A 13,578-nucleotide genomic window follows, 5' to 3' on the forward strand; every position below is an offset into this window, starting at 1 on the left:
ACATTTTAACTGCGGAGGTGCTGAACGATGATTAAATTAGTGATTACGGATTTAGACGGCACATTTTTAAATAATCAAGGCGATTTTGACAGAACGTTATTTGAAAAGACAAAACGAGTAATGGAGGAACAGCATGTCGCTTTCGCCCTCTGCACCGGGAAGCAGTGTGAAAGGGTGGAAGCCTTATTCGGAGAAGATGCGAAAGATTTTTGGATTTTAGGAGACAGTGCCACACGTATAAAAAAGAACGGCACATTCGTATATGAATCTTTGATCAGCAATGAAGCGGGACTGTCAATTATAGGCGCTTTAGAAAAAATCAGCTGCGGGCATAGCATTATCGCATGCACAAAAAATGGCGCGATCGTAAAAGAAAATCTGTCTGAAAGTGAAATGAAATATGTAAATGCCTCTTATGCACATGTAACGAGAATAACTGATTTTACCGAGATAAAAGACGATTTTATCAAGATTACGGTTCATGACCCCGACGCCAACTGTCCGGAAACGAGAGAAAAGCTGCATGAATTTTTTCACCAATTATATATCGTAGCATCAGAGGATACCTGGATGGACATATCAAATATCGGAATACATAAAGGAACAACAGTACAAGAACTGCAGCGATTATTAGGGGTTTCGGCTGATGAAACAATGGCGTTCGGAGACGGCCGCAATGACAAAGAATTGATGGAAGCGGCATCCTACAGCTTTGCGGTTAAGAACGCCATTGACGAAATAAAAGATGCGGCGCACTTTGTCATCAAATCAAATGAGGAAAGCAGCGTCATGCACACGATTTTGAGAATATTAGCGCTGCAAAAACAATGATGGGCTAAAATCAATGCGGCAGGGCTTACTAGGGATAGAAAAAGCGGGCTATCCTCAGACTTTAATTCACTTCTGGTTTTTCTAAAATATGTTAAAAATGAATAAATATCTATATTTGACTCGATGGTATTGGTATAATATGTATAAAATGAATGAAGCGGTGTAATATCAAGATGAAAAAAATCACTTCATATCAGACAAAAAGTCGGAACTGCCTCGTTTTGAAATTGGGAGGTGTTTGTATTAGCCCGCTGTTGAGCCCCGCGTATATCATTCTTATTTTTCTTCCGGCAGCTTCTTTTCTGTTAGGGATTTTAGGATATTTCATCTTTAAAAAAGTATGGATGATGGTTGTTATTGTCTTCATTTTGTCCTTGATATTCATGTTTATTGTAATAGGCGCCGAACCGACATTTTTCATTTGGGTGGCTATGATGACGGGGAGCTGTTTTGTCTCCGGTTCAATCACTAAGACGATATGGACTTTCGCAAAGAAAAAATATTAGACAGAAGAACCCTGTTTGAACAGCTATCCTTTTTTTGTCGATTGAAGAAAAAGAAGTATAGAGTTATCCGTTATGTTCTTATATTTTTGTCTGTTGTTGTCAGATCGGGCTTTCTGTTGAAAATGTCTGTCTATCATTTTGTTCTTTTTTAACTAAACGGAGCACTATAATTGAACTGTAGATACATAGAAAAATAAAAAAGGATAAGGAGGATTTTTATGTTTCAAACCTTAGACCATTTTTTGAAATCTTGGGAATTCGAAGCCGATGCGACACAAAAACTGCTGAATCATCTGACTGATGAATCACTTAAACAAGAAATCACTTCAGAACATTGGACTTTAGGCCGTATTGCTTGGCATACTGTCGCTGCCATTCACATCATTACCTCAAACACAGATTTAACGTTTCACGCTCCGGCCGAAGATTATCCTGTTCCTGCATCGGCGCGGTTTATTGCTGAGAGTTATCATCAAGCCAGTAATGCATTTGTACAGGCGTTAAAAACGCAATGGACTGACGATACACTTCAAGAATGTGTCAACTTTATTGGTCAGCAATTGCCAAATGGTTCACTTTTGATGTTTTTAATTCAACATCAAAACCATCATCGAGGACAAATGACTGTCCTTATGAGACAAGCGGGTTTACCTGTTCCGGGTATTTACGGTCCGGCAAAAGAGGAATGGATTAAATTCGGTTTGGAAGCTCCGAAATAGGATATTGTTGTAAGGGCTCGAATGAATAGATGATACCAATCGATGTTGGTATCTTTTTTGTTTTAGTCTTAGAGTGATTAAACCGGTATCCATGACATGCAGACGAATCAACAGTTCAATAGATGTAAATTAAGGTCAATAAATGCAGAAAGGTGATTATGATGATAACTAAAATGACGCGATTCAATATGAAAGACTTCAATAAACCAAACGAACCTTTCGTAGTTTCAGGGAGAATCATCCCTTCATTTGAGGACAATGTTTGGACATATACAGAGGAGAAATTTGCTGAGCCTTATGTCAAAAAATATGACGATGAAGACATTGATGTCAGTTATATTGAAGAAGAGGATAAAGTTGTCTTTTTTTATTACGCAGAGAACGACTGTGTCGGCCGGAGTAAGCTTCGTTCTAATTGGAATGGATACGCACTGATTGAAGACATTGCCGTTGCAGAAGATTATAGAAAAAATGGTGTCGGGACGGCTTTATTACATAAAGCGATTGAGTGGGCAAAGGAGAATCATTTATGCGGTCTTATGCTTGAAACACAAGATATTAATGTTTCAGCTTGTCATTTTTATGCCAAAAATAACTTTGTCATAGGAGCGGTCGATACAATGCTTTATTCCAATTTTTCAACAGCAAATGAAATTGCGGTTTTTTGGTACTGTAAATTTTAAAACAGAAACCTAAAATGTGGGATCGTACCTTTCAACTAGGAAAAAAAGCGATTGATTCCTTAGTTAAAGAGGGAATGCCTGTAACCCGGCAGAGTATAAGTAAACGAACAAAGGAACTAGATCCAACAAGTAAAGGAATTCATTCAAACTCTGTGAAAACAAATACTGACCTTTATTGTTACTATCAGGAATACAGTATATCGTATAGGAAAAAGAAACGGTTAAATGACAAAAAGAATCGAATACTTGAAGTTGATGATGCCTACTTCAGGAAGATTAAATCCAGCAGAGATAAAAAAATTGCTGAAAAAAAGTTTATGAAGATGACAAAGCAAGAGGTTGTTAGAGTCTTGTTGAAAGCGCTAGACTATATTGCAGATAATGAGGATAGGTGGCATGGAGAGCATTTTAAGAAGTCTAAAAATTTTTTTTGGATGTTTTTGCAACAAGAAAATCACAAAAAACCACAAAATTATTCGCCAAAATTGTGATATAACATTTAAGTATACAGTAATGTTTTATTAAAGGGAGCTGCAGTGGTGTGCACGCTCTCTTTTTCTTATTGAAGACGCAGAAACCGTTATATAAACGGTTTACCTCTGTAGTAAGAATATAGATGGACTTTTTGATTCATTTATAAGAATAATTGATGAAGAAGTGAAGGTCAATTGCTTTTTCAAATGAAGAAGCAAAAGATGGAAAAAACTATATATCAAAGAATGAGAGTTATCAGATCACTTCTGTAATCAGCGCCATACGAGATTTTGATTGACCGGTAGCCTGAGCATCTTCTAAAGTTAAATGCTGTCCTTTGGATAAAGTCATCACCTTGTTACGCTTTGCTGTACCCTTAACTCTTTAGAGTGCAGGAGACTTTATATTTTGTGAAAAGCTAGTAATTCCCACAACTAAAACAACTTCGCCATCAAACGTCTCTTATTCTTCCTCTTCATCTTCGAGTTAGAGTGTGAATACCTTCATTAAACAAAGCGTCTCTTGATAAAGGTCAGTATTGAGATTAATATTGATTTTTTTGAATTTATTAGATATAATTTAAATATTTGTAACGTATGTCGATAAAAGGTTATAGAGATTGTTATTTATGAATTAAAAATAAAGATATAGTGATCAGGTTAGGTAATGCGGTTTTAGAGTTTGAAGATATAGGGGTAGAACAATGAATATAGAGTCACTTAAAAAAGCCTTTGATGAAAGAAGAAGAGATACAACTTATCAAAAGCGGTTACTTTCACTTGCAATTTTTTTAAATGATGAGTATGAAATGAATATTAGAATTAATGGAGATTTGGATTCAACAAGACTTTTAACAAAAATTATTGAGTTTTGCAGAGATCATAGAGATCAAGAAGAAGAAGTATTAAGTATTTGTTATGATATCTTTTATGAAAAGTATACAAGGGGGACGCCATACTTTTTTTCAAACTTTTCAGGCGTGGATTCGGAATCTAACTTATACGATATGTTTACAGAAATGTTTGAAGAAACCAATACTTTTGAGTATCAAGAGTTTGATTTTAATAAAGAGGATATCAGAATCGATGAACAGGATCACTCAGTAACAATAGAATTAAAATATAAACAGTATTTTATTGATCGAGATGGTGAAAGGGTGACTCCTTTAGATCAAGGTAGTTGTTCTGTAATTTTCTTAACTAGAAAAAAATTATGTATAGGGACAGGTAATATTTATAGAAGAATCTTCGATAAATTCACAGAATTTATAACAAATAATTTCTCTTTAATAAGATTTAAACACATTTACATTTTGCAAAAAACTAAAGGAAGAAAGCATGATGTATTTGACAATGTCACTTTATTAACATTTTATCTATTATACAAATCTTTACCGAGGCTCGAATTCACTTTAAATGGAGTGGATAGGGTAAAATTAAGTAATAGTAATGCTGAGTATATTAAGGGCATCAAAATGTACGGAAACCGCATTTTTAATGATAGAGATGCTATTAAAAGAATTTATAATATGGACAAAATAATAAGCTTTCGATTTGATTTCATGAAGGTTATAAATGAGATAAACGGAGCTAAAGTTCAAGTAGAGATAGATTTTAAAAGTATTTTCAACATAACTTTTAGTGACACAGAATACACTAATATACATAATAGAGATTTTGCTATAACTCTCTTTGAAGAGATAATAAGGTTAACGGAAAATAGAGATGAGTTAAAGGTTGAAGGGGCAAAGTGTATAGAAAAGGTTTTAACTCCACTCGAAGATTACCAAGAGGATGAGTCAGTAGTGCAACTAAGTGAAATAAAATCAGATCTGATAAAGTCTTTTGATACTGAAAGTTATGATCCTGAGATAAAAAATATTATCATTACTTATTTTAGGGATAAGTGGTCAATAGAATAACCTTTGAAAGGTAAGATAATATGTTTGTATCTGAGGCAGTAATAATCGTCTCTGTAAGTGCATTGAATGAACAGTGTAAAAAAAATAATTTTTCTTTTATGAAAGAGTCAAGATTCTATTCTATAAGATGGCCAAATTCCAATATGTTATTGGGAGAACTGCATTGGTCTATTTCTTATAAATACGGAAAAATGAACATTATAAAATTTATGATTCTGGGGGATTACTATATACTTTTTACGGATAATCCTAGTCAAGCACAGATACTTGATACAGTTTTGAGTGAAATTAACCGTAGCGTCAAATTGAATATTCTACTATTACCGATTCCTGTTAAAAAACACATCTGTTCTTATGGGGATCTATATATTAATGAGGTTGATGAAATATTCGGTTTGACCTTTACATTTCTTTGCAGTAACTTGATAAGTGGTAAAGTCTACACAAATGGTCTAGTCACTTTTTCATCAAATTCGAATTTTGAAATAAACTGTCTGAAAAAATTATTTAAAAAAATTATAGAAATGGTTGAATTAAATAATGTCAATATGTGAAATCGTGGTGTTCTTTAAAAACCTTTTTACTCTTGATGCAGAAGTGGTTACTTATTTAATAAGTATTACATCTATCATTGCTACAACATTAGCTCTTCTTGTTATTATTATAACAATTTTTAATGAAAAAATTGTTTTCGGGGCGGAGACTTTATGGAGTGAAATAAATTATATAATAATTAATGACAATTTTGATAACAATGTTAAAGACGTAATTCAAAAAATTAATAAACTGCAGAATCTTTATAAAAATAGTAAAAATTATAAAAAGACATTGATTTTTTTTAAATTTATTTTATGGATTATGCTCATTCCATGGGGAATTGTTCTAATTAACTTAGTGACTAAATATAAGGGCATAGGGAATGTTTTAATTATCAGTAGTATCACTTTAACAATGATGGCTTTATTTTATTTAATACCAATTGCATTTAATAAATTTAATAATTTTAAACAATTTAATTCAAATCAATTTACACTAGGTAATTTTACAAGTACTTTGAACAAATTTAAGAATATTGAAATACATGAAATTATTGAGAAGTTAAATAATCTTATACTGAAATTTTCTGTTGATAAAAATATAATTAATGTATCAATAAATGAAAGTGTAAAGTTTTTTAATACAAGTTTAATTTTTAGAAAAGTTATAGGGAATGAAAGTACAGTCCTCATATTGCAACCAAGTGATAATTATTTAAGTGCTGAATACGTTGGAACTGCTTCTGAGAATTCCAACCTGGAAGGTTTTATTAAAAAACTAAAAGAAGACAAATACGGCAAAGATGAATTATACTTCAAATGTGATAAGAAAATAGTCTGTTTCAATGTTGATGTTGTACATTCAAAGGGGCATTCTGTGATGTTTGAAATATCAGAATATAAACATATTAATACCATTCCCGCAGAAATAAAAAAGATTCTAAAAGAGAATAAAAATTCTCTTTACCCATTCGATTTAAGGGAAAAAAAGATGATTAAGTTAATATCAAGAGAGGATGATACTGAAAAAGGGGTTAATTAATCCTTAAATGGCTTAAAAGAATCTTCTATAACAATAAGTAATTAAATGTTGAGAAGTTTTTTTCTCTTCCTTCAACTAAGTGTCGACTACCACTAGTTAGTAAACATCTGATTATTTTTTTAGGGCCCATTTTGAATTGCTCTCTTCATTCATACAATAAATTAGAAGGGTGTAGAGGTGTGCAGTTAAAAAATCTGAATTTTTTATGTAAAGATATGACAAGAAAAAATATTGATCGATCTAAATTTGATATTCGATTTAAATCAGCTCATTTCAAGTGTATATTCCTTATCGATAAGTCTCCATTTAAATTGATTTTGGCAGCTAGAGGAGTAAATTTTTATTTGGAATTTGAAGTGAAAGAGGGATATAATATTAACTCTTACATAGAAAAAGAAAAGTATTATCGATTATGTGAGATATTAGGGATAAAAAAAGATGATAATAACAAATTCAGCACTAATGCTTTTCTTAATTTAGTTAATGATCGTGTTCCTCATAATATATCAAATGAGAATCGTGTTGTCCCAGCTGATATTGCTCCCTATCGAAAAATAGTTGAAGAAGAAAATAAAGTTTATTTTTATAAATGGATTCCTCATGACGGTATCAAATCAAATGTCTCGCATGAAAACTTAGAGAAAACCAGATTGTTGATTGGAGAAGAAGCTTATCTTACATGTAAAGAACGAAATATAAGCAGTGGATGGACTGACAACCCTAAATATGCAGATAAATTGCCGAGGGAAATTCCTAAAAATTAATCAAAATGACTATTCAATTGGCGAGGATAACTTCGCCTTTTTAAATTTTTATTAATCTTATGCAATTTGAGCTTCACTAAGATATAGAGGATGACTTGAAATGAATCAAGTCCTTCAATCATGACCACGTCTCCAACATAAAACATTTTAATATAATAAGAAAAAAAGAGAATATAATAGTGCAAAAAAGATATATAAGGATAGGAAAGATTAATTTGAAAATTAGGCAGACATTTTTTTGTTTTTATGGAAAAGTCACTGTCCAATAAATGTCTAGGCTTTAAAAGAGTATCTCCTTTAAAGCCAGTATTGTATTCATTAAGAGAAGACTTTCTTTAATTCTTTTTAGGTGAAATGTGGTTGACGATATAATTGAAATATTTTAAAGGTTTGGTGAAAAGTTCAATGAATATTCTCCCTTTTATGATATTCTTAACCTACAGAATAACTCATAAGGAGCCTTTTTATGAAAATCCTTGATGCACAATCGCTTATTACATCCTCACAACAACGCTCCAAAGAATATCAACAACTTCGTGAAGAACTATCCGATTTAAAGAAATCATTAGAAGATGTGTCTAATCTGGGTGATGATTTCACTGGCCGAGGCGCAGATAATATTAAAGATTTTTTTAACGATTTAGCATTGTACACCGAAACATATATGAACTTCACTGAGATGCAGATCGTCTTTTTCAATAGTATTGAAGGAAAGCTGGAAGATATGGGGCTTGCCGGTGGTACATTTGTTGATGAACATTTTGTCGAAAATCAATTAGAACAGGGAATCAAAAACAGTCGTAGTATTATTGACGAACAACAGCGGGAGCTTTCCGGAATATTTGCTGGTATTAGCGACATTATTCATTTAACACCGTTTTCAAGTGAGCCAGTTAATGATCGACTTAATGATGCTGACAAAGTCCGAAGAGAAACAATAGACGCTGTTTATAAATTGGATCATGAACTAGTGATGGAATATGCCAAATCTGAACCTATTGAGCAGCATATCAAATCTTTCTATTCTGCATTGATGGCTGCTACAGGAAGAGGAAAATCAGCACTACCGATGTATTATGATGCGAATAAGTTTCATGAATCAGAAGTATATAAAGCACATAAACATATTGATGCAGAAGTGAAAACATATTTACGCATTAAAAAGGAAGAAGCAGAGAAACGCAGAATCAAAGAATTAAAGGCTAAATTGGACAAGCCAGGGGATTTATCAGTAGATGATTATATCGACATTGCAACTGAAGTCGGTTATGAAAACCTGACGTCTGATCAAAAACTTTACTATGGACAACTACTTCAAGCAAAGTCACAACAGGAATTAGGAAATCAGGTCTGGAACGTTACAAAAGGAGTAGGGGTTGGGCTTTACGATGTAGGGAAGGATTTTGTCACTGGCATCTACGATTTGGTGGTCAATCCAGCAGGTACGATTGAAGCTGTTGTAACGGCCGTCATCCATCCTGTTGATACATACAATATGATTGCAAAATCCATATCCGACTCGTATGAGCGAGATATGGTAAATGGAGATTCATATTCTAGAGCACATTGGGTTTCCTATGCTGTAGGGACTGTTGTAACTTCAATATTTGGAACAAAAGGTGCTGGATCTATAACCAAAACAGGAGTAGCGACTACAAAGGTAGCAGTAAAAACTAGTGTGACCAAGGCCGGACAAACGGTTAAAGATATATCTTTAGCAGAGTGGCTTCCTTATGCCTCAAAACATCAGTTAGCAGGTGCAGGAATAGGAAAGGTCCCTTATAATGCGGTTGACGGCTTAGGTTTAAAAGACAAATTGATGATGATGGCTAAAAGTGCTAATACTGGTGTAAAAGTTACTAAAAAGCCCGCGCATAGACTTAAAAAAGCTGACTTAGCGAAAAAAGTAGACACAAAAAATATTGAAGAATTTATTAGTGGAAATAAACATTTTAATGATGTAGTAGACGACTATGCACAATTATATAAAGAAACAGTAAACTCTAATAAACCATGGTCGTGGGATGATACAATCTTAGGTGGAGAAAATTTAACAGGAAAGCAGAAGAAATTGATAAAAGAAAAAGCACTTACAAATCAGTTAATCCCAAATATAAAAGTAACAAAAGTAGAGGGGATGCCATTTGGGTTTGCTGATTTCAAAGGTGCTGAAGTTGTAGAAAAGACAATTCCGTTGCCAAAAGAATTGTGGCATGCTTCTGATAAGGTGCAATTTGATTATTTAGATAAAGCAATTGGTGGTCACAGAGATGGCATGACTTGGCATCACACTGAATTTCCTGGGATAATGGAGTTAGTCCCGTTTGGCATTCATAATGTTACAATACATAATGGAGGCAGAACGAAAGGGATGTGGGCAGATGCACCAAGATAAAAATTTTGGAGGTAACGACTTATGAATATGAAGGAAAATTCAATTATAAATCCACTTCCAACAGACGAGCTGCTGGATGAAAAAGAAAGAAAATGGAGAATAACCTTACCTCAAAGTTATAAAACCTTTATTAAACAAAATAGTGGAGGAATACCTTTAGAAAGCCAATTTTTATGTAATGGGCATAACTATGCTATTGATAGGTTTCTATGTATTTTAAAAGTCACTGGGGAAAATGAACTCGAGTGGTACGATATAGGGGCTACCATGTCACAGTTAGATGAGAGAATAATTGAAGATGAGGATTTAATTGGAGTTGAGATTTTGCCAATCGCCGTTCTCTTTGCAGGTGATTTTGTTTGTTTGGATTATAGATCAAATAGGAACGAACCTGCAGTGTGTGTATGGAGTCATGAAGAATCAGGAGAGTTTGCTCCTGTAACTTATCCGGTGGCAAATAATTTTGCTGAATTTCTCGAAATGTTAGGCGAATAAAGATTGCAATTCAGGCGGGGAGAAATCCTCGTCTTTTTTAATTAAGGTGAAATCTTTATCTGGAAGAACTGCTTTTAAAGTGCAGATCAAAAAAGGGGGAAACAGATGCAGAATAATTCAAATGGGATAGATGCTAAAAATTTGGTAATTAGGAATTGGAAATAATTTTTGAAAGGATTAATTGAAAGTTAACAGTGTAGTCTTTAATAGAGAGGAGACAATTATTTGGTTGTAATTAAATCCTATCCAATTGAAGGCGACTTTCCAGAGTTTGAGAGCTTAATTATTCAAATAGCAATTGAAGAAGGAAGTGGAGGTAGTAAAATTATCTCGTACAGAAAATTATAATGGAAGCTGCTGACGATATACTCAAGATTATTCATCAGAGATGTACAACGAACATGAGATATAAAACTTACCTCTTCACTGATTATAGGGGTTAGATGCCATAGTAAGATAGAGTTGAAACGATGTTTTTTGAACTTTTGAATTACTCGTTCGGAGTTCACTTGTATTGTTGAAGTAAATTTATTCAGTCAAGAAGGTTATATGCATATTATTAGACATTTGGAAGATCCAAAAGTTAAGTTGAAATTAGCAACGAATGTTTCCAAACTTAGAAAGGAAATTGAAAAATTAAATCTTAGTCAAGTTGCAGATCTTCGACTTTATGCCAAAGATAAATACGAAAGAGCTGCCAACTTTTCCACAAAAGCTTCAATTATTACAATAACGATTGTGCCAGTATTTTTATTTTTGAACTCTTATTTTAATTCATATTTTAACTATGGATTAGGTTTACTTTTCAAAAAATACAATATTAATGATTTGAAACCACTAGAGAATTCCAATGAGTTGCAAAAGGATTTCGATAATATTTCTGAACATATAATTGATACTTATGTTTATATTGCTTTAGGTATTTTGTTATGTGTTTTTATTGCTCTTTTCATAAGAAGAATTAATGTTTCCAACACAAATAAAAACTTTAATTTAATAGATGAAATATACGAAAAGAAATTAAAACGAGAGGAAAAATTTCAAGAGGATTATAAGCAATTGCGGAAGATGAGAGCTATGAATTGGAGAATAATCTCTTGTGTTCATTTTTCTGACCGTTTAGAGATTTTAATGAAATGTCCAAATCGGTTAGAAGCTGAGTTTTTTATGTTCTATGAATTAGATCATATTAAAGAAGTTGAAGTGATTTTGGGAATTAGTGAAGAGTTGTGAGTGAACATGCATGATCATTAATAAAGGCGCCTTTTTAAATCATAAGATAAAATCATTTATTGAGAGCTTTTGGTTAACTTTATTAAAGTGATTGGGTTTTGAACTATGATGATATAATTATTAGCGTATAACAATAACCTAAAGAATATTACAAATCCTGAACGGATGCAGTATCGTGTGTAACAAGTGCCTTTATCCCTTGTCAGAGTAAGGGTGAGTAGTGTTCTGAGGTGTTTTAAGGTGTTTTAATATAAAAATATAACAGTATTTGATGTTTCATCATCTTGCTCATATAGCGGGTGTATGTTCTAATGTATTCAAAATCGCATTGAGGAATTTTCTTTTTCCGCACACGAGCCATATTGTTATATACCTTAATCTGTATATAATAAGGTATATCAATCAATGCAGGGGGAGTTATGTATGAAGTGCAAAAAAATGAACAGGGTACAATTAAAAGAGGGAAGCGTATCAATGGCCCTATAAACTGCGTCTGCCCTCATTAATGGAGGGAAATTTGTGAATACGCCTTATTCACAGTCAGCTTTACGGCACAACCAAGTGTTCATTTGGCTTTGTGTTCTGTCATTTTTCAGCGTATTAAATGAAATGGTTTTGAACGTCTCGTTACCTGATATCGCCAACGATTTTCATAAACTGCCGGCGAGTGCAAACTGGGTGAACACGGCCTTTATGTTAACCTTTTCCATCGGAACTGCTCTGTATGGGAAGTTATCAGATCAGCTGGGCATCAAAAAACTGCTCCTATTTGGAATTATGGTAAATGGCTTCGGATCGATCATTGGATTTGTCGGACACTCTTTCTTTCCTGTACTCATTCTGGCCCGATTTATTCAAGGGGCTGGTGCAGCCGCATTCCCGGCTCTTGTGATGGTTGCAGTAGTACGCTATATTCCGAAAGAAAACAGGGGTAAAGCATTTGGTCTGATCGGTTCGCTGGTGGCAATGGGGGAAGGTGTCGGACCAGCTATTGGCGGAATGATTGCTCATTATATTCACTGGTCATATTTGCTGCTTATTCCGACAGCAACAGTTATCACCGTTCCATTCCTGATGAAACTGCTGGAAAAGGAAGAAAGAGTCAGCGGGCGCTTTGATATGACGGGGATTATATTAATGTCTGCAGGCATCGTATTTTTTCTGCTGTTTACAACGTCATATAGACTATCTTTTCTGATCATCAGTATTCTAGCTTTCCTGATATTTGTGAGACATATTAGGAAAACTCAAGATCCCTTTGTTGACCCTGCACTGGGGAAAAATGTTTTGTTTATGATGGGCGTCCTTTGCGGAGGCCTGATATTCGGCACTGCTGCAGGATTTGTGTCTATGGTTCCTTATATGATGAAAGATGTTCACCATTTAAGTACTGCGGCAATTGGAAGCGGGATTATGTTCCCCGGGACAATGAGCGTCATCATCTTCGGTTACATTGGAGGATTGCTTGTTGATCGGAAAGGTTCTTTGTATGTGCTGACCATTGGGATTGTATTGATGTCTTCCAGCTTTTTAATCGCTGCCTTTTTCATAGATGCGGCACCTTGGCTCATGACCGTTATCATCGTTTTTGTTTTTGGGGGGCTCTCCTTCACAAAAACGGTTATATCTACAATTGTGTCTGGCAGTTTGAAACAAAAGGAAGCCGGCGCCGGAATGAGTCTGCTTAATTTTACGAGCTTTTTATCAGAGGGAACGGGTATTTCGATTGCAGGCGGTTTATTATCGATCCGCTTGCTGAATCAAAGGCTGCTGCCTGTTAACGATGATCATTCCGCTTATTTGTACAGTAATATGCTCATTCTTTTTGCAGGAATCGTTGTTATGAGCTGGCTGGTAACCGTGAATGTCTATAAACGTTCGCAAAGAAATGACTAAAAAGGGAAAAGGATCAAACTTGATAAAAGTTTTGATCCTTTTTTTGAGGAGCTTCCTTATTCCGAAACCTTTTGCCGATCAAT

At 34.0% G+C, this 13,578-nt stretch carries 15 protein-coding genes; all 15 read left to right on the forward strand.

Features of this window, described 5'->3' with window-relative positions; genetic code table 11:
- Nucleotides 1–27: 27 nt before the first annotated feature.
- The 15 genes from OVA33_RS11930 (at nt 28) to tet (ending at nt 13,495) form a co-directional block, all read left to right on the forward strand.
- Nucleotides 28–831 carry an HAD-IIB family hydrolase gene (locus tag OVA33_RS11930; protein ID WP_128974111.1) on the forward strand — a complete coding sequence of 268 codons (804 nt, stop codon included), beginning with the start codon at nt 28–30 and terminating at the stop codon, nt 829–831.
- A 173-nt stretch (nt 832–1,004) separates the two neighbouring features.
- On the forward strand, nt 1,005–1,337 hold the full coding sequence (locus OVA33_RS11935) for a DUF2651 family protein (RefSeq protein ID WP_077392153.1): 333 nt from the start codon (nt 1,005–1,007) through the stop codon (nt 1,335–1,337).
- A 218-nt stretch (nt 1,338–1,555) separates the two neighbouring features.
- On the forward strand, nt 1,556–2,056 hold the full coding sequence (locus tag OVA33_RS11940) for a DinB family protein (protein ID WP_007408241.1): 501 nt from the start codon (nt 1,556–1,558) through the stop codon (nt 2,054–2,056).
- 161 nt (nt 2,057–2,217) lie between these two features.
- Entirely contained in the window at nt 2,218–2,739 is a 522-nt protein-coding gene (satA, locus tag OVA33_RS11945; RefSeq protein WP_033574159.1) for a streptothricin N-acetyltransferase SatA, read from the forward strand.
- A 14-nt stretch (nt 2,740–2,753) separates the two neighbouring features.
- Nucleotides 2,754–3,230 carry a hypothetical protein gene (locus OVA33_RS11950; RefSeq protein ID WP_061860741.1) on the forward strand — a complete coding sequence of 159 codons (477 nt, stop codon included), beginning with the start codon at nt 2,754–2,756 and terminating at the stop codon, nt 3,228–3,230.
- 686 nt (nt 3,231–3,916) lie between these two features.
- Complete coding sequence (locus OVA33_RS11955; protein ID WP_061860740.1) at nt 3,917–5,134, forward strand: hypothetical protein; 1,218 nt, start codon at nt 3,917–3,919, stop codon at nt 5,132–5,134.
- A 20-nt stretch (nt 5,135–5,154) separates the two neighbouring features.
- Nucleotides 5,155–5,688: a hypothetical protein gene (locus OVA33_RS11960; RefSeq protein ID WP_061860739.1), complete on the forward strand. Its 534-nt coding sequence runs from the start codon at nt 5,155–5,157 to the stop codon at nt 5,686–5,688.
- Nucleotides 5,675–6,712, forward strand: coding sequence for a hypothetical protein (locus tag OVA33_RS11965; RefSeq protein WP_063636724.1), 1,038 nt, complete (start codon nt 5,675–5,677; stop codon nt 6,710–6,712). The genes OVA33_RS11960 and OVA33_RS11965 overlap by 14 nt, the downstream gene beginning before the upstream one ends.
- A 179-nt stretch (nt 6,713–6,891) precedes the next feature.
- A complete protein-coding gene (locus tag OVA33_RS11970; protein WP_061860737.1) occupies nt 6,892–7,476 on the forward strand; it encodes a DUF6037 family protein in 585 nt (194 codons plus the stop codon).
- A gap of 466 nt (nt 7,477–7,942) precedes the next feature.
- Nucleotides 7,943–9,871 (forward strand): T7SS effector LXG polymorphic toxin, encoded by a 1,929-nt coding sequence (locus tag OVA33_RS11975; protein WP_063636723.1) that lies wholly within the window; start codon nt 7,943–7,945, stop codon nt 9,869–9,871.
- A 21-nt stretch (nt 9,872–9,892) separates the two neighbouring features.
- Nucleotides 9,893–10,366, forward strand: coding sequence for an SMI1/KNR4 family protein (locus OVA33_RS11980; RefSeq protein WP_046559892.1), 474 nt, complete (start codon nt 9,893–9,895; stop codon nt 10,364–10,366).
- 225 nt (nt 10,367–10,591) lie between these two features.
- Nucleotides 10,592–10,714: a hypothetical protein gene (locus OVA33_RS11985; RefSeq protein WP_260654643.1), complete on the forward strand. Its 123-nt coding sequence runs from the start codon at nt 10,592–10,594 to the stop codon at nt 10,712–10,714.
- 201 nt (nt 10,715–10,915) lie between these two features.
- On the forward strand, nt 10,916–11,599 hold the full coding sequence (locus OVA33_RS11990) for a hypothetical protein (RefSeq protein WP_061860734.1): 684 nt from the start codon (nt 10,916–10,918) through the stop codon (nt 11,597–11,599).
- A 423-nt stretch (nt 11,600–12,022) separates the two neighbouring features.
- Nucleotides 12,023–12,085, forward strand: a complete 63-nt coding sequence (locus tag OVA33_RS20695; protein WP_134816631.1) for a tetracycline resistance efflux system leader peptide — start codon at nt 12,023–12,025, stop codon at nt 12,083–12,085.
- Nucleotides 12,086–12,118: 33 nt separating this feature from the next.
- A complete protein-coding gene (gene tet, locus OVA33_RS11995; RefSeq protein ID WP_128974110.1) occupies nt 12,119–13,495 on the forward strand; it encodes a Tet(L)/Tet(K)/Tet(45) family tetracycline efflux MFS transporter in 1,377 nt (458 codons plus the stop codon).
- Nucleotides 13,496–13,578 lie beyond the last annotated feature (83 nt).

The sequence above is a fragment of the Bacillus sp. KICET-1 genome, assembly GCF_027721405.1.
Lineage (GTDB): Bacteria > Bacillota > Bacilli > Bacillales > Bacillaceae > Bacillus > Bacillus velezensis.